The sequence below is a fragment of the Saccharothrix hoggarensis genome, from assembly GCF_042678885.1.
In the GTDB taxonomy this organism is placed as follows: Bacteria; Actinomycetota; Actinomycetes; order Mycobacteriales; family Pseudonocardiaceae; genus Actinosynnema; species Actinosynnema hoggarensis.
The window spans coordinates 1-16,824 of the sequence record NZ_JBHTLK010000074.1; the positions used below are offsets into that span (position 1 = coordinate 1).

Here is a 16,824-nt window from a genome sequence, read left to right on the forward strand (position 1 = left end):
CCGGCGGCCCCGGCGCCGCGGGTCGTCCCGGTGCGGTCGGCGCGGGCATGGCCGGTGGGATGGCCGGCGGCCAGGGCGCCAACGGCGAGGACGACATCGAGCACAAGGTCGCCGACTACCTCGTCGAGACGACCGACGTGTTCGGCGACGACCGGCTCGTCGCGCCGCCCGTGATCGGGGAAGTGCCGCAATAGTGTGAACCCTCCGGTGCACGGGCCCGCGTCGACCACGGCGCGGGCCCGTGTCCGGCGTTCAGGACGGGGATTTCGGTGACGTACTTCGGGGGGCCCGCGGAGCGGGAGCCGATCACGCTCTCCGCCGAGGAGTTCGACGTGCTCTGGGAGCGCCTGGACCTCGGGCAGATGCCGCTGGTCATCAAGGTGCCGTCGCCGGGCAAGACCCACGCGGAGCGCGCCGAGCTGGAACGGCGGGTCTGGCACGGCATCGCCGCGCGCGGGCTCGGCGGGCCGACCGGCCTGCACTCCGAGCTCGACTACCTGCTGCGCCTGTTCAACCGGCCGGAGCGCGAGGTCGACGGCCGGGTGTGGATCGGCAAGAGCGTGCGGGTGCTGGCCGTGGCGAACGGCGACTACGGCGCCGTGGCGACGTTGACCGAGAACCGGCTGGAGTTTCGGCGCGCGGCGGGCAGCGGTCTGGCGTCCGCCGTGCTGGGAGCGCTGCCCGCGCACCCGGCCGGCACCGGGCACTCGGTGACCATGCCCAGCGCCGACCTCGAAGCGGCGGTGAAGAAGTCCGACGGTTCGCCCAAGAGCCTCGAGAACTCGTTGCGGGAGCACGGCGTGCGGCAGGAGGACGCCACCACGCTGGTGAAGATGTTCACCGGGCTCGTGCACACCGGCAACTTCGGCGCGGCGGCCCGTGACAAGTACGGCAAGCGGTGCCGCCCGGACCGGGTCGTCGCGTTCTTCGACACCGAGGAAGGCCGCTACCTGCAGCAGCGGCGGGCGTCGAACGGCACCGAGCCGTGGAGCACGTTCACGCCGACTGACTCGCGGCGGTTGACGCACCAGGTCGAGGAACTGCTCGCGGAAGCCGTGCGCGCCGCGAAGCTCTGAAACCTTCGCTGTACCTCGTTTTTGGCAGTTTTCGTCCTTTGTGGACTTTGCGGGCCCGTCCGGTGGGACGCTGGGTGCGTGGTCGGCGTTAACCTGAGCGGATGCCGTCGAAGCCCGTTGACCCCCAAGAGGTGCGTGCCGCGGTCGAGGCCGTGCTGCCCTGGCTCCGGGGCGGTTCCGACCAACCGGAACGCCCGGTCCTGGCCGCCGCCGTCCGCCTCAGCCTGAGGACGCTGGAACAGGTCGCTCCCGGTCGCAGCGTGGAGGTCCGCGTGCCGCCGTTCGCCGCCGTGCAGTGCGTGGCGGGCCCCCGCCACACCCGCGGCACGCCGCCGAACGTCATCGAGACGGACCCGCGCACGTGGCTGGAACTGGCCGTCGGCAACCTCGACTGGACCACCGCCGTAGCCACCGCCCGCGTGACCGCCTCCGGCAGCCGGGCCGATCTCTCAACCCTCCTCCCGGTCCTGCGCTTCTAGCTAAGCTCGGCCACGTGAAGGCGTTCAAGGCGTGCGTCGCCGTCGTCGCGGCGGGAGTCCTCCTCGCCGGGTGCGGCAGCGAGTGGGAGGAAGACGTCCGCTTCAAGGTCACCCGCATCACCCCCGAGCGCGAGGTGACGCCGGGCAACATGGCGCCGCCGCACGTCGTGCTCGCCCTGGACCAGGACGACCCCGACGGCCTCGTGCCGCTGACCACGGCCGGAGCCGACATCGACCAGTTCCCGGACGGGATCGAGGCCGGCGACGTGGTCGTCTGCAAGGTCCGGCAGGTCGAGGCCAACAACCTCGACGGGCTCGGCGCGGAGACGACCGTCGGTCCCTGCCGGGCCGCGTGACCAGGACTGCGAATCAGGACCTCGGATCTCCGCTTCTGGCTAAGCTCGGCCGTGTGAAGGCGTTCAAGGCGTGCGTCGCCGTCGTCGCGGTCGGAACCCTCGTCGTCGCGTGCGGAAGCAGCGAGTGGTCCGGGGACGTCCGGTTCAAGGTCACCGACATCAAGCCTGATGAAACCCTCGTCTCCGGTGCGACCTGGCCCGGCCGGGTCTCCCTCGACCTGGACCAGGAACAGCCCGACGGGGCCTCGCCGATCTCAGCGGCGTGGACGAGGCTCGACAAGGTGCCGGACGGAACCGCCGTCGGCGACGTGCTGGTCTGCACCGTGAACCAGCGCGATGACAGCAAACTCGACGACGCCGAGGCGGTTCAGGACATCGGACCGTGTCGGAAGGCGTGATCCGTCAGAACCACGAACCCACGGTGCTGTCCCACGCGTTGCCGACACCCTCCACCACGTCGCGGCCGACCTCCACCACGTCGCCGACACCGCCGACCACCACGTCGAGCGTGTCGCTGACGACTTCCTTGCCCGTGTTGACGAGCCCGGTGCCCGCGTCGGACCAGTTGCCGTTCCACGCGTCGCGACCGGCGTTGTAGAGCCCGGTCCCGGCGTCGACCGCCAAGTCCGCCGCGCCAACGGCGGTGCCACCGACGAAGTCCACGACCGGGCCGACCACCGGCAGGTGCGAACCCGGCAGGGACGGGCCGAGCGGGTTCTCGTCCCACTCCTGCTCGGTCACCGAGGCGCCGTCGCCGGTCGCGATCTTGGCGAGGTTCTGCACCGACTCGGAGCCGGGGTCGTAGTAGGCGGTGTGCGCCCCGCCGATCATGGCGGAATCCGTCGTCCCGAAGGTCTTCGCGCCGAAACGGTCGTCGTACGGGCCGACCGACGAACCGTCCTCGGTGAACCAATTCGAACTCGTGCCCTGCACGACGGGGTCGTGCTCGGTCGCGCCCACGTAGACGTGACCGGGACCCGCCGAGAGCTGGTTGACGTTCGACGCGCCGACGCCGGGCGAGCCGACGAACGCGATGTCGTCCGCCGCGAGGCCGTTCATGCCGGCGTAGCCGACCGTGGTGGAGCCGTAGGAGTGGCCGATCACGGTGAGGTGCTGGTGGTTGCCGGCGGCCTCGGCGGCGGCTCGGTAGCCGTTCACGTCGGCGACGAGGTTCGCGCCGCCCTCGCGGGCCTGTGCCGGGTTGTCGACCTCGCCGACCGCCCAGCCGGGCGCGTCGTAGCCGAGCCACTGGATGGTGGCGTTGCCGTCAGCACCCATCGCTTCGCGAAGGTTGGCTGCCTGCCCCACGGAGAAGCTGTCGAGGGTCGAGCCGGTACCGGGGACGGCGACCGCCAGGTTCTTCGCCGTGTCGGGGTCGCCGTACGCGATGGCCATGCCGCCGTCACCACGCGGGCCGTACGGGTCGTAGGCCAGCACCCTGACGTCGCTTTCGCTCCACCCCTTCTTGCCGGCGATCTCGCTCGCCTGGTCGACGCTCTTCTGCGCCTTCTCCGCGTTCTCGGCCTTGGTGGCGGCTTCCTGCCGCTGCTCGCTGAGCGACGCGTACTCGGCGTCGTTCATGAGCTTGGTCATGTCGGCGGAATTGCTCGGGTCGAGACCCAGCTCCCGCGCGCGCTCGGCCATCTGGGCGTTGAGCTGGTCGCGCTGCGCGCCGAAGCGCTGCATGTCGTCGGCGATCCGAGCGCGGTTGGCCTGGTCGAGGACGCCGGACGGCAGGCCGCGGAGTTGGCCGAGTTCCTGGAAGTTGCTGCGCAGGAGCTCGTCCTGCTGCTCCTTCGTCAGCGACTTCCACCAGGCGGCGACCTGGCGGGGGTCGGTGCCCGGCCCCGGCACGGTGGCGTTGGTGCGCATCGCGGCGACGGCGGTGCCCCACCCGGCGTCCTTGCCCGCAGTCTCCTCGAAGCCCGGCCGCACCTTGGTGAGCGCGGCGGCGTACGAGCGCAGGACGCGTTCGTAGCTCGTCTTGACGTTGTTCAGCTGCTCGTTGACGCGGTTGGCGAGGTCGCGGGTCTGGGCCTCGTCGAGCGCGGGCGAGCGGCCGCGCCAGAAGTCGATCAGCTGGTCGGCGCTGCCGCGCATCTGGCCGTACGCGCGGGAGGCGGCCTGGACGATGTCGGCGCCTGCCCCGAGCCGTTCACCGGCGACGGTCGCGGACTTGGCCGACAGGTCGGCGCGGGCGCCGAACTTGGCCGCCGAGTCGCCCTGCCAGGTGGACGTCGCCGTGCGGCCGCCGGTGGTGACGGACTCGCGGGCGCGGCCCACCGCGCTCATGGCGCCGGTGATGGGGTCGGCCGCGGCGGCGACGCGGCCGGCGTCACCCGCCGCGAGCCGGGCGTACAGGACCTCGGGGTCGGTGTAGCTCACGCCATGCCCCCCTCGATGCCGCGGAACGCGGTGTGCGAGTCCTCGTCGGCGCGCTGGTAGGCGTCGGCGTTCTCGGTGAGGCCGTCGCCGGCGTCGCGGTACCAGGCGCTTCCCCGGCGCAGGTCGTCCGACTGCTCCCCGGACCACCTGGCCAGCGCGTCGACGAACTCCGCCGCCGCGGGCACCTGCCCCAGCGCGTCGGCGTCCAGCCTGAGCATCGAGATCAGCTCAGCGCCGTCACCCGTCGCGTCCGCGCCCTCGTGGAACTGCTTGGACGCCGCGCGCAACGTCTCCGGTTGCACACCGAACACGATTCCCCACCCTTCGTGCCACCAGCCGCTGGGAATGCGACGCGCGATCATCATCCCCGGTTCCCCCGACCAGTGGGCCGACGAGGTGAAGTGACCTGCGGTCAAACGACGATCGCGAAATCACTCGAAGGTGATCTTGCGCACGTCGAACAAGCGTTCGACCATGAACGCATGACCTACATCGTGTCCGCGCTGGACCTCCGCGGCGTCCTCCTGCAAGCGCTGGGCCGAGGCGCGGTGGTGCTGGTGCTCCGCCTCCTGGCCTCCTTCAGCCGGCTCGCGGGTCCACGCCCGCGCCACCGCGCGAAATCGTCACTGCGAACCCGTTGGCAGCGTTGGCAAGCGCTCCTCGCCGGGCGTCCGCCCACCGCGCCGTCGGCCGGTCCGGACCGCCGGGCGAAACCTTCGCGCGCACCGCACCACCGGCCGCGGCCGGGGTGCCGGCCGCGCGGGCGCCCCGAGCCCGTCGCCGACGCCTGGCCGACCCGAGACTTCGACCTCGATCCGCCATTCGGGTCACCTGAGCCGTTGGCGGTGCCGCCGGCCGTGCCGGTCGAGGCGTGGCAGGACGTGGGCTGGGGGCCGGACGAGCCCGAGCCGCCGTCGGGTGCGTCGGGCGTGTCGGGCTCGTCGGCGGACGCGTGGGGCGGTGAGGGCCGGGGGTCGTCCGGGCGCGGGCCGCGCTTGGTCGCGTTGATCGACGTGTTGCGTGACGGCGGACGGGGGTCGGCTGGGTCCGGGCTGTGGTGGGGCGCGTCGGTCGATGCGTGGCGAGACGCGGGATGGGAGCGGTCCAAGCCGCGGCCTGTCGGATCGGCTGTCGCGTGGCCTGAGGCGACCTGGGCGTCGTGGGAGCCGGAGCCGGTTGAGCAGGCCGTCGGGTGGCCCTGGGAGGGCTCGGGTTCGGGTCGACCAGAGCCGGTCGCCGCGTGGAGTGACGTGGGCCGGGAGTGGGGCGAGGCTGACTCCGGTGTGCCGGTCGACCCGTGGGGAGACGCGGGCCGGGAGTCGGTGGGCGGGGAGTCGGTGGAGCGGGTGTCGGTGGGGCGCGAGTTCGTGGAGCCGGGCTTGCTGGGGCGCGAGTTCGTGGAGCCGGAGTTCGTGGGGTACGAGTTCGTGGAGCGTGAGTTCGTGGGGTACGAGGTGGAGCCGGAGTCGGTGGGGCGGCACGCGTTGCGCGAGGAGCCGGTGCGTCAGGCGGCGGACGAGGTGGGGTTCGCCGTGCCGGAGCGCGCGGTGGACCCGGCGCCGGTGCCTGTGCCGAAACACGCGGCGGCACGCGCACCGGAGCCCTTGCCGAAGCGCGTGCCCGCGCCGGTCCCAACGCCGGCCGAGATCGCCTGGATGGACCGGGCCGCCATCCTCGCCGGCGTCGAGATGGTGGACTCGTGGGAATTCCCGGCTTCCCGCGTCGGGGCGCACGCCCGTGCGGCACGATGACCGCACCGACGGACGCGACCGGGGAGGCTGCACGTGCCAGGAGGTTGGACCACCCAGCGGTGGACCGAGGTCTTCACCGCGCAGGCGGCGCTGTTCCGGGCGGCGGTCGGCAAGGCCGATCCCACCGCCAAGGTGCCGAGCTGCCCCGGCTGGACCTTCACCGAGCTGACCCTGCACGTCGGTCGGTTCCTGGAGACATCCCTGGAGTACCTCCGCACCGGCAGCACCGTGCAGCTGCGGCTGCCGCCACCGCCGGCGGACGTGGCGCCGTTGGAGTACCTGGACGCGCAGCTGGCCAAGGCGGCCGACCTGCTCCCCGCCATCCCCGGCAACCGGACCGCGTGGACGTTCTCGCCCGCCGCGCCCGACCTGGCCTGGGTGTGGCACCGGCGCATCGCGCACGAGCTCGACCTCCGCCGCTGGGACGCCCAGGCCGCCCTGCGTGAGCTCGTGGTGGGCGACGCCGACTTCGCCGTCGACGGCATCGACGAAGCGCTGACCACGCTCCTCGCCGCCAAGTACGCGACCGACGTGCCGCCGACCACCAAGGGCACCGCGCTCATCCAGCTCACCGACGTGCCCGAGGCGTGGGTGGTGACGTTCGCCCCCGGCGTGGTGCCGGAGGTGCGGGCCGCGTGGCCGGGTGAGGAGACCGACCTCCAGATCACCGGGGAGGCGCAGATCGTCCACTACGGGTTGTGGGGCCGTCTTCCGCTCAAGCGAACCGGCGACGACCAGGTCTGGCACGCCCTGAAGCTCGACTGAGGGTGCGTTTGGTCACGTGACGGGGGTCCGCAGGGGGGTGGTTGCACCCCCATGCGCCTTACACTCGACGGTGCAGCCCGACCTCGTCGCTAGGGAGCACTGGTGGTCACCGACCAATCCGCATCCGGCCGCACTGACCACGAACCACAAGAGGAGCGCGAACCCCGCGAGGAATGCGGTGTGTTCGGCGTCTGGGCACCCGGCGAAGAAGTGGCCAAGCTCACCTACTTCGGCCTGTACGCCCTCCAGCACCGCGGCCAGGAGGCGGCGGGCATCTCGGTCGGCGACGGCAGCCAGGTGGTGGTCTTCAAGGACCTCGGCCTGGTCAGCCAGGTGTTCGACGAGCAGGTGCTCCAGTCGCTGCGCGGCCACGTCGCCGTCGGCCACTGCCGCTACTCCACCACGGGCTCCACGACGTGGGAGAACGCGCAGCCGACGTTCCGCACCACGGCCACCGGCTCGGGCCTGTCCCTCGGCCACAACGGCAACCTGGTGAACACCGCCGAGCTGATGGCCCGCGCCCGCGACCTGGGCGTCGACACCAGCCACGGCGCCACCACCGACTCCGACCTGGTGTGCGGGCTGCTGGCGGCGCAGGCCGCCGACATCGGCATCGAGCAGGCGGCGATGCAGCTGCTGCCGACGCTGCGCGGCGCGTTCTGCCTCACGTTCTCCGACGAGTCGACCCTCTACGCGGCACGTGACCCGCAGGGCGTGCGGCCGCTGGTGCTGGGCCGGCTCGAACGCGGCTGGGTCGTCGCCAGCGAGACGGCGGCGCTGGACATCGTCGGCGCGTCGTTCGTCCGCGAGGTCGAGCCGGGCGAGCTGATCGCGATCGACGAGAACGGCCTGCGGTCCAGCCGGTTCGCGAACCCCGAGCCCAAGGGCTGCATCTTCGAGTACGTCTACCTGGCCCGCCCGGACACCACGATCGCGGGCCGCTCGGTGCACGCGACGCGGGTGGAGATCGGCCGCCGCCTCGCCGCGGAGCACCCGGTGGAGGCCGACCTGGTCATCCCGGTGCCGGAGTCCGGCACGCCGGCCGCCATCGGCTACGCCCAGGCCAGCGGCATCCCGTACGGCTCGGGCCTGGTCAAGAACGCGTACGTGGGCCGCACGTTCATCCAGCCGTCGCAGACGATCCGCCAGCTGGGCATCCGGCTGAAGCTGAACCCGCTGCGCGAGGTCATCCGCGGCAAGCGCCTGGTCGTGGTGGACGACTCGATCGTCCGCGGCAACACGCAGCGCGCCCTGGTGCGGATGCTGCGCGAGGCCGGCGCGGTCGAGGTGCACGTGCGGATCGCGTCGCCGCCGGTGAAGTGGCCGTGCTTCTACGGCATCGACTTCGCCTCCCGCGCGGAGCTCGTGGCGAACGGCCTGGACATCGACGGCATCCGCCGCTCGGTCGGCGCGGACTCGCTGGGTTACGTCTCGCTGGAGGAGCTGGTCGCGGCCAGCGAGCAGCCGAAGACGCGCCTGTGCTGCGCCTGCTTCGACGGCGACTACCCGATCCCGCTGCCCGACGACGCGCTGATCGGCAAGCACCTGCTCGAGGGGATTCGGGGCGTCGCGGGCTCGGCCGCTCCCGTCCTGACGAACGGGTACGGTGCCGAGGACGCCCTGCAACGGCCCTGAGCGCCGCCAAGCCGGGCGTGCGCCCGGAAACCAGATGCCCTGAAAGTTGGAGCACAGAGACGTGACGGACAGCGCCAAGGCGACCTACGCCGCAGCTGGGGTAAGCATCGAAGCCGGCGACGAGGCGGTGGAGAAGCTCAAGCCGTGGGCGGCGAAGGCGCAGCGTCCCGAAGTGCTCGGCGGCATCGGCGGCTTCGCGGGGCTGTTCCAGCTGAAGCTGGACCGCTGGAAGGAGCCGGTGCTGGCGGCGTCGACGGACGGCGTCGGCACCAAGATCGCGGTCGCGCAGGCGATGGACAAGCACGACACGGTCGGCATCGACCTGGTCGCGATGGTCGTGGACGACCTCGTGGTGTGCGGTGCGGAACCGCTGTTCATGCAGGACTACATCGCCATCGGCCAGGTCGTCCCGGACAAGATCGCGGCCCTGGTGAAGGGCATCTCCGAGGGCTGCGTGCTGGCGGGCTGCGCGCTGCTGGGCGGCGAGACCGCCGAGCACCCCGGCCTGATGGGCGCGAACGACTACGACATCTCCGGCACGGGCGTCGGCGTGGTCGAGGCGTCGGCCATGCTCGGCCCGGACCGGGTGCGCGCGGGTGACGTCGTGATCGCCATGGGCTCGTCCGGCCTGCACTCGAACGGGTACTCCTTGGCGCGGCACGTGCTGCTGGACATCGCCCGGATGCCGCTGGAAGGCCACGTCGAGGAGTTCGGCCGCACGCTCGGCGAGGAGCTGCTGGAGCCGACCCGGATCTACGCGAAGGACTGCCTGGCGCTGGCCGCCGAGGCCGAGGTCCGCACGTTCGCGCACGTCACCGGTGGTGGCCTGGCCGCGAACCTCGCGCGCGTGCTGCCCGAGGGCCTGCGCGCCGAGCTGAACCGGGGCACCTGGACGCCCGCTCCCGTGTTCGCCCTGATCGCCCAGCGCGGTCGGGTGGAGCGCGAGGAGATGGAGAAGACGTTCAACATGGGCATCGGCATGGTGGCCGTGGTGGCGCCGGAGGACGTGGACCGCGCGCTCGCCGTGCTCACCGCCCGCCACGTCCCGGCGTGGGTGCTCGGTGACGTCGTGCGCTCCGACGAGCCCGGCGCCGTCCTGGCGGGCGACCACCCGCGCTTCTAGTCCCCGCGCCGAGAACTCGGAGGCAACCTCCGGCGGTCGCCGCGCCGTACTAAGCGGCGACCGAGGAGGGGCCGAGTGGAACGCGATCGCGAGTTCGGTGAGTACGTCGACGCCCGCGCGCTGGTGATGCGCAGGACGGCGTACCTGCTGTGCGGTGACTGGCACCGCGCCGAAGACCTGGTGCAGACCGCGCTGACCAAGTTGTACGTCGCCTGGCCGCGCGTGCGCCGCGACGGCGCGATCGACGCCTACGCGCGCAAGGTGCTGGTGCGCACCGCGATCGACGAGTCGCGACGCGGGTTCCGCAGCCGGGAGACGGTGGTCGACGCGGTGCCGGACACCCCGGTGTCCGGTGCGGCGCCCGCCGACCTCGACGTGCGCCGGGCGCTGGCGCGCCTGCCGCTGGGGCAGCGCACCGTCGTGGTGCTCCGCTACTGGGAGGACCTCAGCGTCACCGAGACCGCTCGGCTCCTCGGCCGGACCGAGGGCACCGTGAAGAGCCAGGCGGCGAAAGGCCTCGCCGCGCTGCGCGAACTTCTCGGTCGCCACGTCTTCGAGGAGCAGCGATGACCGACATCAAGCAGACCCTGGCGACGGCGTTCGAGGACGAGCCGCCGCTGACCATCGACCGGGCGGCGATCCTGAGGTCCGGCCGCCGCAAGGCGATCTTCCGCCGCGGGTGCACGGGGGCGGCCGTGCTGGCCACCGTCGCGGCCGTGTGCGTGCCGGCCATGCTCGGGTCGGGAGGGGGAGGCGGTGTCGCCCAGGTCGGGGCCGGGGGGTCTTCGACCACGGCGCCGGTCGGGAGCAGCGCCCCGGCGAGCAGCACCGCGGCGACCGGCTCGACCCCCTCGTCCGCGACCGGCGGCCCGTCCACCACGGGGGTGACCACCCCGCCGGACCGGACGTCGTTCCAGCCCGAGCCGCCGCCGAAGCCCACGTCACCGCGGCGTGCGGCCGAGCTGACGTCGCTGCTGGCGTCGTCCGGCGTGATCCCGGCGGACGCCCGGTCCGCGCGGTACGCCGACTACCCGGCGGGCCCGTGGGAGTTCGCCGCCGACGCGGCCGGGTACGAGGCGATCGCCGACGTCACGACCGCCGCCGGCCGCGGCCGCGTGATGGTCAACCTCGGCGGTGGCGAGGGGCCGCGGTGCGACCCGGGGCTGAACACGGCGAAGTCGACGTGCGAGCTGAAGGTGGTCGACGGGCAGCCCGTGGTGGTGCTGGCGCAGACCAGCGACGACCTGCACCCCGTCACGCTGGTCTCGGCCTCGCTGCGGAAGGCGGACGGCACCGTCGTCGAGGTGAGCGCCATGAACGGCAACGTCGAGAAGACCGGCCTCACGGGTCCGAACCCGCCGCTGACGGTCGAGCAGCTGGTAAAGATCGCGACGTTGCCCGGCCTGACCTTCTAACCTGGACGGCGTGGCCGAGGACTTGGTGGTGACGAGGACGCTGGTGGTGCCGGCGGCCGAGTTGCGCGAGCGCTTCTCCCGGTCCTCCGGTCCCGGCGGCCAGGGCGTGAACACGGCGGACAGCCGGGTCGAGCTGAGCTTCGACCTGGCTGCCTCGCCGTCCGTGCCGGAGTTCCTGCGCGCCCGCATGCTCGCCCGGCTGGAGAAGCGCCTGGTCGACGGCGTGGTCACGGTGACCGCGAGCGAGCACCGCGCCCAGCTCCAGAACCGCATGGCGGCCCGCGAGCGGCTGGCCCGCATGCTGCGTGACGCGGCCGCCGCCCCACCGCCGGTGCGGCGCAAGACGAAGCCGACCAAGGGCTCGCAGGAACGTCGGATCGCGGAGAAGAAGCGCCGCGCCCAGACGAAGAACGGCCGGCGCGGCGGCGGTTGGGACTAGGGTTCCGGGGCGTGACCGAGCCGGACTTCCTCACCACGACCCGCACCTCGTACGACACCGTCGCGGTGGACTACGCCGACCTGGCGCGCGACATGCTCGCCGACAACCCGGCGGACCGGGCGGTGCTGGGGCTGTTCGCCGAGCTGGTGGACGGCCCGGTCGCGGACGTGGGCTGCGGTCCCGGCCGCATCACCGGTCACCTGCACGGGCTCGGCGTCGACGCGTTCGGGATCGACCTGTCGCCCGGCATGGTCGACGTCGCCCGCCGCGAGTTCCCCGGCCTGCGGTTCGAGGTGGGGTCGATGCTCGACCTCGACCTGCCGGACGCCTCGCTCGGCGGCGCGCTGGGCTGGTACTCGGTGATCCACGTGCCGTGGGACCTGCACCCGGCGGTGTTCGCCGAGTTCCACCGCGTGCTCGCGCCCGGCGGGCTGCTGCTGCTGGCGTTCCACGTCGGTGACGACGTGCGGCGGTTCGAGCACGGCTACGGGCACGACATCCTGTTGGACTCCTTCCGGATGCGGCCGGAGCGGCTGCTGGAGCAGTTGGCCGACACCGGGTTCGAGCCGCACACCCGAGTGGACCGGCAGCCGATCCAGGACGAGAAGGCGCCGCAGGGCTACCTGATCGTCCGCAAGCCCGCCGCGGCCTGACCCGCCCCGCCCCGACCTGGCCTGACCCGCCCGGCCTGACGCGCCCCCGGCCCGGCCTACGCCGGCAGCAGGCCCGCGAGCAGGGCGTCCAGCCCGGCCTTGATCGCCGCCGGGTCCAGACCCCGGTGCGAGACGAGGTTCGCGGCCAGCGGGGAGAGCAGGGCGTCGGCGGCGAACGCGGCGTCGACGTCGGGGCGCGCCTGCGCGATCAACAGGGTCAGGTGCCGGTGGTGGGCGTCGTAGGCGCCGCCGAACCGGGCGAACGGACCGGCGGTCTCCGCCATGAGCAGCAGGTCGAGCTGGGCGGTGGTGCGGTCGACCAGCGCGTGCAGGAACGCGCGGACGCGGTCGGCGGGCGGCGCGCCGGGGCCGACCGGCGGCGGGCCGGACAGGAACGCGGCCTGGAACTCGCGCTCGGAGGCGTCGATGAGCGCGTGCGCGAGGCCCGCCCGGTCGCCGAAGCGCCGGTAGAGCGTGCCGACGCCGACCCCGGACGCGGCGGCGACCTCGGCCATCGCCAGGCCCTCGATACCGCGTTCGGCGACGATCTCGGCGGCGGCGGCCAGGATCTTCGCCCGGTTCTTGGCGGCGTCGGCCCGCTCCCGCGTCACCCGGGCAGCCTAGCGCCTCGACATCCGGAACCGATTCCGCTTAAGCTGAAGCGGAACTCGTTCCGGATGCTGGAGGCGACATGGGGGAACTCGACGGCAGGACCGCTCTGGTCACGGGCGGCAGCCGGGGGATCGGGGCGGCGATCGCCACGCGGCTGGCTCGCGAGGGCGCGAACGTCGTGATCACGTACGCCCGGGCGGAGGACCGGGCGCACGAGGTGGTCGAGCGGGCGCGGGCGCTCGGCGTCGGCGCGCTGGCGGTCCGGGCCGAGGCGACCGACATCGACGCGCTGCGGGACGCCGTGGCGCGCACCGTCGCCGCGTTCGGCGGCGTGGACGTCTTGGTCAACAACGCGGGCGTCGTCGCGCACGGGCCGGTCGAGGACGTGTCGCCGGACGAGGTCGACCGGGTCCTGTCGATCCACGCCCGCGCCGCATTCCTGCTGGTCCAGGCCGTGCTGCCGCACCTGGCGCCCGGCGGCCGGATCGTCAACATCGGCAGCAGCCTGGCCGAACGCGTGCCGTACCCAGGGTGGGCGCTGTACGCGATGAGCAAGTCGGCGCTGATCGGGCTGACGAAGGGCCTGGCCCGCGACCTCGGCCCGCGCGGCATCACGGTCAACCTCGTGCACCCCGGCTCGACCGACACGGAGATGAACCCGGCCTCCGGGCCGGACGCCGACGCCGAACGCGCCTACACCGCGCTCGGCCGGTACTGCGACCCCGAGGACGTCGCCGCGACCGTGGCGCACCTGGTCGGTCCCGGCGGGCGCAACGTCACCGGCGCGTCCTTCCTGGTCGACGCGGGGGCGGTGGCGTAGCCGTGGCCTGGTTGCTCCTGGTCGGCGCGGCCCTGCTGGAGGTCGTGTGGGCCACCGCGCTGGGCCGGTCCGACGGCTTCACCCGCCTGTGGCCGACGGTCGTCGGGGTGACGGCGGCGGTGGTCAGCTTCGTGCTGCTCACGATGGCGATGCGCGACCTGCCCGTCGGCACGACGTACGCGGTGTGGGTGGGCCTCGGCACGGTGGGCGTGGTGCTCGTGGGCGTCCTCGCGCTGGGCGAGAGCGCGTCACCGCTGCGGCTCGCGTGCCTGGCCCTGATCGTGGTCGGCGTCGTGGGGCTCAAGCTCGCGTGACCACCGGGGCGGTGGTGGAGCGGACCACCAGCGACGGGTGCAGGAGGTGGCGGACGGGTTCCTCCCGTTCGCCGCGCACCCGTTGCAGGAGCGCTTCGGCGGCGAGCCGGCCGAACTCGTTGCGCGGCTGGTCGATCGTGGTCAGCGAGACGTGCCGCAGCGCCGCCAGCGAGGTGTTGTCGTAGCCGACCACCGAGACGTCCCGCGGCACGCGGAACCCGGCCTCCTCCAAGGCGGAGATCGCGCCGACCGCGTTGAAGTCGTTGCACGAGATGATCGCGGTCGGCATGTCGCCCAGCAGCGACCGCACCGCCCGCGCGCCGGCCGCGTCCGTGTACTCGCTGCCCACCACCCGCGGCACGAGGCCGTGGGACGCCATCGCGGTCAGGTACCCGCGCCGCCGGGGCGCGGCCTGCGTGCCCTCGCCGCCGTCGAGGTGCGCGATCCGCCGGTGCCCCAACGACACCAGGTGGTCGACGGCCAGCGCGATGCCGCGCTCGCCGTCGTCGTTCACGGTGTCCACAGTGGCCAGTCGGGACGACCGCGCCACCAGCACCACCGCCGTCTGGTCCGCGGCCTGGCCGATGTCCGCCGCCGGGACCACGGGCGACAGCAGCGCCAACCCGGCCGGCCGGAACGACAGCAGGCTCCGCAGCGCCCGCCGCTCCCGGGCCGGGCTGCGCCCACCGGTGTTGATGATCAGGTCGAAGCCCTCGGCGTTCGCGACGGCGTCGAGCCCGTCCACGACCTCGGCGAAGAACGCGTTGTGCAGGTCGGACACCATCACGCCGAGCACGTGGGACGTCCGGCTGGCCAGTGAGCGGGCCATGGCGTGCGGCGAGTAGCCCAGCTCCTCGGCGGCCTTCAGCACGGCGGCCCGCCGCTGGTCGCTCACCTTCGGTGATCCGCGCATCACCAGCGATACCAGCGCGCGGGACACGCCGGCCCGCGCCGCGACGTCCTCCATCGTGGGCCTGGCCATCCGGATCTCCCCTCTCCCGGGCCGCGCCGGACGTCACGGGCGGACAACGCGCTCTTGACACCACTGTGACGGACGCTACAGCCTTAGAGCGCTCCAACAAATAGAGCGCTCTAACGATAAAGCGCCTCTACCAGGACGGAGACCAGCGGGATGCGCATCGGAGTTGCCGGAGTCGGCCGCATCGGCACCATGCACGCCACCAACCTGGCCACCCTCGACGAGGTCGACGAGGTGCTGCTGTTCGACCCGGTGCCCGGACGCGCGGCGCAGGCGTCCGCCGGCCTCCCCGGCAGCCGGAGCGTGGACGACCTCGACGCGCTGCTCACCCACAGCGACGGCGTCCTGCTCGCCACGCCGACCACCACGCACCCCGACCTGCTGCGCGCCGCTGTCGCGGCCGGCGTGCCGACGCTGTGCGAGAAGCCCATCGCGAGCCACCTCGACGAGATGCGCGCCCTGGTGGACGACGTGGAGGCGTCCGGCGTGGAGGTGCTGGTCGGGTTCCAGCGCCGGTTCGACCCGGCCGTGTCCGCCCTGCACCGGCGCGTCCGGGCGGGCGAGGTGGGCGACGTCTACCTGGTCCGGGCGCTCGGCAACGACGCCCGGCCGCCCGACTTCGGCTACCTGCCCCAGTCCGGCGGCATCTTCCGCGACCTGCTGATCCACGACCTCGACGCCGTGCCGTGGCTGGTCGGCGAGCCGGTGGTGGAGGTGTACGCGTCGGGTTCGGTGCTGGTGGACCCCGCGTTCGCCGCCGCCGACGACGTCGACAACGCCGTGGTGCTGCTGAAGTTCGCGGGCGGCGCCCACGCCACGCTGTCCGGCGGCCGGCACGACCCGCTCGGCTACGACCACCGCATCGAGGTGCTGGGCAGCCGCGACTCGCTGGTCGTCGGCCTCGACCCGCGCACGCCGCTGACGTCGCTGGAACCGGACGGGCCGAAGGCCGCCGCCGACGCCTACCCCGGCTTCGCCGAGCGCTTCCACCGCGCGTACGTCAACGAGGTCGCCGTGTTCACGCAGGTCGTGGCGGGCACGGTGGCGAACCCGTCGCCGGCGCGGGAGAGTTTGATCAGCCTGCGGCTCGCCGAGGCCTGCGAGGAGTCACGGCGTTCCGGTGCTCCTGTTCGGATCGAGACGGAGGTGGCCGCGTGAAGATCGCCGGTGCGCCGATCTCCTGGGGCGTCTGCGAGGTCCCGGGGTGGGGCAGGGTGCTCGACCCGGGGACCGTCCTGAACGACATGGCGGCGCTCGGGTTGCGGGCTACCGAACTCGGTCCGCCCGACTACCTGCCGTCCGATCCGGACGCCCTCAAGGCCCTCCTCGACGAGCACGGCCTCGCGCTCGTCGGCGGTTTCCTCGCCGTGCCGCTGCACACCGGCGACAAGTCCACTGTGGACGAAGCGGACCGGGTGGCCGCCCTGCTCGCCGCGGCGGGCGCGGAGGTCCTGGTGCTGGCCGCCGCGACCGGCCTCGACGGCTACGACGAACGTCCCGCGCTCACCGACGACGAGTGGCGCACCCTGATCGACACGGCCGCGCTCGTCCGCGACCGGGCCGCGGGGCACGGCCTGCGCACCGTCCTCCACCCGCACGTCGGCACGCACGTCGAGCGCACCGCCGAGGTCGAGCGGTTCCTCGCCGACTCCGACCTGCCGCTCTGCCTGGACACCGGCCACCTCCTCATCGGCGGCACGGACCCGGTCGACCTGGCCCGCCGCTTCCCCGAGCGGATCGGGCACGTGCACCTGAAGGACGTGCGGGCGGACGTCGCGGCCACCGTGCGCGCCGGGGACCTCGGCTACACGGCCGCCGTGCAGCAGCGCATGTACGTGCCGCTGGGCGACGGCGACGTGGACGTGGCGGCCCTGGTGGCGTTCCTGCGGGACGCGGGCTACACCGGCTGGTACGTCCTGGAGCAGGACACGGCGCTCGGTGACGACAGCCCGCTGGACACCCCGGTGCGGGACACCGCGCGCAGCCTCGCGCACCTCACCCAGTTCACCGCCTAGCGAAAAC

The 16,824-nt window shown here is 73.1% G+C and carries 22 protein-coding genes and 1 pseudogene; 18 read left to right on the forward strand and 5 right to left on the reverse strand.

Going from position 1 to position 16,824, the window contains the following annotated elements; genetic code table 11:
- From ACFQ3T_RS16250 to ACFQ3T_RS16270, 5 genes are all read left to right on the forward strand, one after another.
- Positions 1–194, forward strand: a 194-nt coding sequence (locus ACFQ3T_RS16250) for a hypothetical protein (RefSeq protein WP_380724105.1), incomplete at its 5' end; no start/stop codon positions are given.
- A gap of 75 nt (positions 195–269) precedes the next feature.
- Entirely contained in the window at positions 270–1,076 is an 807-nt protein-coding gene (locus ACFQ3T_RS16255; RefSeq protein WP_380724106.1) for an ESX secretion-associated protein EspG, read from the forward strand.
- Positions 1,077–1,177: 101 nt separating this feature from the next.
- Positions 1,178–1,555, forward strand: coding sequence for a sterol carrier family protein (locus ACFQ3T_RS16260; RefSeq protein WP_380724107.1), 378 nt, complete (start codon positions 1,178–1,180; stop codon positions 1,553–1,555).
- 14 nt (positions 1,556–1,569) lie between these two features.
- Positions 1,570–1,911, forward strand: coding sequence for a hypothetical protein (locus ACFQ3T_RS16265; RefSeq protein ID WP_380724108.1), 342 nt, complete (start codon positions 1,570–1,572; stop codon positions 1,909–1,911).
- A 53-nt stretch (positions 1,912–1,964) separates the two neighbouring features.
- Complete coding sequence (locus tag ACFQ3T_RS16270; protein WP_380724109.1) at positions 1,965–2,309, forward strand: hypothetical protein; 345 nt, start codon at positions 1,965–1,967, stop codon at positions 2,307–2,309.
- 4 nt (positions 2,310–2,313) lie between these two features.
- Here the strand turns inward: ACFQ3T_RS16270 and ACFQ3T_RS16275 are convergent, their stop codons facing one another.
- The 3 genes from ACFQ3T_RS16275 to ACFQ3T_RS16285 form a co-directional block, all read right to left on the reverse strand.
- On the reverse strand, positions 2,314–4,296 hold the full coding sequence (locus tag ACFQ3T_RS16275; protein ID WP_380724110.1) for an alpha/beta hydrolase: 1,983 nt from the start codon (positions 4,294–4,296) through the stop codon (positions 2,314–2,316).
- A complete protein-coding gene (locus ACFQ3T_RS16280; protein WP_380724111.1) occupies positions 4,293–4,607 on the reverse strand; it encodes a hypothetical protein in 315 nt (104 codons plus the stop codon). The genes ACFQ3T_RS16275 and ACFQ3T_RS16280 overlap by 4 nt, the downstream gene beginning before the upstream one ends.
- Before the next feature lie 120 nt (positions 4,608–4,727).
- Complete coding sequence (locus ACFQ3T_RS16285) at positions 4,728–4,907, reverse strand: hypothetical protein (RefSeq protein ID WP_380724112.1); 180 nt, start codon at positions 4,905–4,907, stop codon at positions 4,728–4,730.
- 639 nt (positions 4,908–5,546) lie between these two features.
- On the opposite strand from ACFQ3T_RS16285, the gene ACFQ3T_RS16290 reads away from it, so the two are divergent.
- The 8 genes from ACFQ3T_RS16290 to ACFQ3T_RS16325 all read left to right on the forward strand — a co-directional run bounded on the left by ACFQ3T_RS16290 (position 5,547) and on the right by ACFQ3T_RS16325 (position 12,077).
- Positions 5,547–6,047, forward strand: coding sequence for a hypothetical protein (locus ACFQ3T_RS16290; protein WP_380724113.1), 501 nt, complete (start codon positions 5,547–5,549; stop codon positions 6,045–6,047).
- A gap of 33 nt (positions 6,048–6,080) precedes the next feature.
- On the forward strand, positions 6,081–6,812 hold the full coding sequence (locus tag ACFQ3T_RS16295; RefSeq protein WP_380724114.1) for a maleylpyruvate isomerase N-terminal domain-containing protein: 732 nt from the start codon (positions 6,081–6,083) through the stop codon (positions 6,810–6,812).
- A gap of 102 nt (positions 6,813–6,914) precedes the next feature.
- Complete coding sequence (purF, locus tag ACFQ3T_RS16300) at positions 6,915–8,447, forward strand: amidophosphoribosyltransferase (RefSeq protein WP_380724115.1); 1,533 nt, start codon at positions 6,915–6,917, stop codon at positions 8,445–8,447.
- 61 nt (positions 8,448–8,508) lie between these two features.
- Complete coding sequence (gene purM, locus ACFQ3T_RS16305) at positions 8,509–9,570, forward strand: phosphoribosylformylglycinamidine cyclo-ligase (protein WP_380724116.1); 1,062 nt, start codon at positions 8,509–8,511, stop codon at positions 9,568–9,570.
- Between the two features lie 75 nt (positions 9,571–9,645).
- Positions 9,646–10,140, forward strand: a complete 495-nt coding sequence (locus ACFQ3T_RS16310; protein WP_380724117.1) for a SigE family RNA polymerase sigma factor — start codon at positions 9,646–9,648, stop codon at positions 10,138–10,140.
- Positions 10,137–10,985 carry a hypothetical protein gene (locus ACFQ3T_RS16315; protein WP_380724118.1) on the forward strand — a complete coding sequence of 283 codons (849 nt, stop codon included), beginning with the start codon at positions 10,137–10,139 and terminating at the stop codon, positions 10,983–10,985. The genes ACFQ3T_RS16310 and ACFQ3T_RS16315 overlap by 4 nt, the downstream gene beginning before the upstream one ends.
- Positions 10,986–10,995: 10 nt before the next feature.
- On the forward strand, positions 10,996–11,424 hold the full coding sequence (gene arfB / locus ACFQ3T_RS16320; RefSeq protein WP_380724119.1) for an alternative ribosome rescue aminoacyl-tRNA hydrolase ArfB: 429 nt from the start codon (positions 10,996–10,998) through the stop codon (positions 11,422–11,424).
- A gap of 11 nt (positions 11,425–11,435) precedes the next feature.
- On the forward strand, positions 11,436–12,077 hold the full coding sequence (locus ACFQ3T_RS16325) for a class I SAM-dependent methyltransferase (RefSeq protein WP_380724120.1): 642 nt from the start codon (positions 11,436–11,438) through the stop codon (positions 12,075–12,077).
- Positions 12,078–12,133: 56 nt separating this feature from the next.
- Here the strand turns inward: ACFQ3T_RS16325 and ACFQ3T_RS16330 are convergent, their stop codons facing one another.
- Positions 12,134–12,688: a TetR/AcrR family transcriptional regulator gene (locus ACFQ3T_RS16330; protein WP_380724121.1), complete on the reverse strand. Its 555-nt coding sequence runs from the start codon at positions 12,686–12,688 to the stop codon at positions 12,134–12,136.
- A gap of 80 nt (positions 12,689–12,768) precedes the next feature.
- On the opposite strand from ACFQ3T_RS16330, the gene ACFQ3T_RS16335 reads away from it, so the two are divergent.
- Positions 12,769–13,509 carry an SDR family NAD(P)-dependent oxidoreductase gene (locus ACFQ3T_RS16335; protein WP_380724122.1) on the forward strand — a complete coding sequence of 247 codons (741 nt, stop codon included), beginning with the start codon at positions 12,769–12,771 and terminating at the stop codon, positions 13,507–13,509.
- A 2-nt stretch (positions 13,510–13,511) separates the two neighbouring features.
- Positions 13,512–13,823 carry a DMT family transporter gene (locus tag ACFQ3T_RS16340; protein WP_380724123.1) on the forward strand — a complete coding sequence of 104 codons (312 nt, stop codon included), beginning with the start codon at positions 13,512–13,514 and terminating at the stop codon, positions 13,821–13,823.
- Here the strand turns inward: ACFQ3T_RS16340 and ACFQ3T_RS16345 are convergent.
- Complete coding sequence (locus ACFQ3T_RS16345) at positions 13,810–14,805, reverse strand: LacI family DNA-binding transcriptional regulator (RefSeq protein ID WP_380724124.1); 996 nt, start codon at positions 14,803–14,805, stop codon at positions 13,810–13,812. The two genes, ACFQ3T_RS16340 and ACFQ3T_RS16345, sit on opposite strands and share 14 nt — an antisense overlap.
- Positions 14,806–14,949: 144 nt before the next feature.
- Here ACFQ3T_RS16345 and ACFQ3T_RS16350 point away from each other — a divergent pair.
- The 3 genes and pseudogenes from ACFQ3T_RS16350 to ACFQ3T_RS16360 form a co-directional block, all read left to right on the forward strand.
- Positions 14,950–15,297 (forward strand): annotated as a pseudogene (locus ACFQ3T_RS16350) (Gfo/Idh/MocA family protein); the annotation flags it as partial.
- Positions 15,274–15,960, forward strand: a complete 687-nt coding sequence (locus ACFQ3T_RS16355) for a Gfo/Idh/MocA family protein (protein ID WP_380724136.1) — start codon at positions 15,274–15,276, stop codon at positions 15,958–15,960. The pseudogene ACFQ3T_RS16350 and the gene ACFQ3T_RS16355, both read left to right, overlap by 24 nt.
- A complete protein-coding gene (locus tag ACFQ3T_RS16360; protein ID WP_447009518.1) occupies positions 15,957–16,817 on the forward strand; it encodes a TIM barrel protein in 861 nt (286 codons plus the stop codon). The genes ACFQ3T_RS16355 and ACFQ3T_RS16360 overlap by 4 nt, the downstream gene beginning before the upstream one ends.
- The last annotated feature ends 7 nt before the right edge of the window (positions 16,818–16,824 follow it).

Excerpts from the sequence above, each read along its gene's own strand:
- ACFQ3T_RS16345 (WP_380724124.1), bottom strand. The coding sequence starts at position 14,805 with ATGGCCAGGCCCACGATGGAGGACGTCGCGGCGCGGGCCGGCGTGTCC.
- ACFQ3T_RS16260 (WP_380724107.1), top strand. The coding sequence starts at position 1,178 with ATGCCGTCGAAGCCCGTTGACCCCCAAGAGGTGCGTGCCGCGGTCGAG.
- ACFQ3T_RS16335 (WP_380724122.1), top strand. The coding sequence starts at position 12,769 with ATGGGGGAACTCGACGGCAGGACCGCTCTGGTCACGGGCGGCAGCCGG.
- ACFQ3T_RS16315 (WP_380724118.1), top strand. The coding sequence starts at position 10,137 with ATGACCGACATCAAGCAGACCCTGGCGACGGCGTTCGAGGACGAGCCG.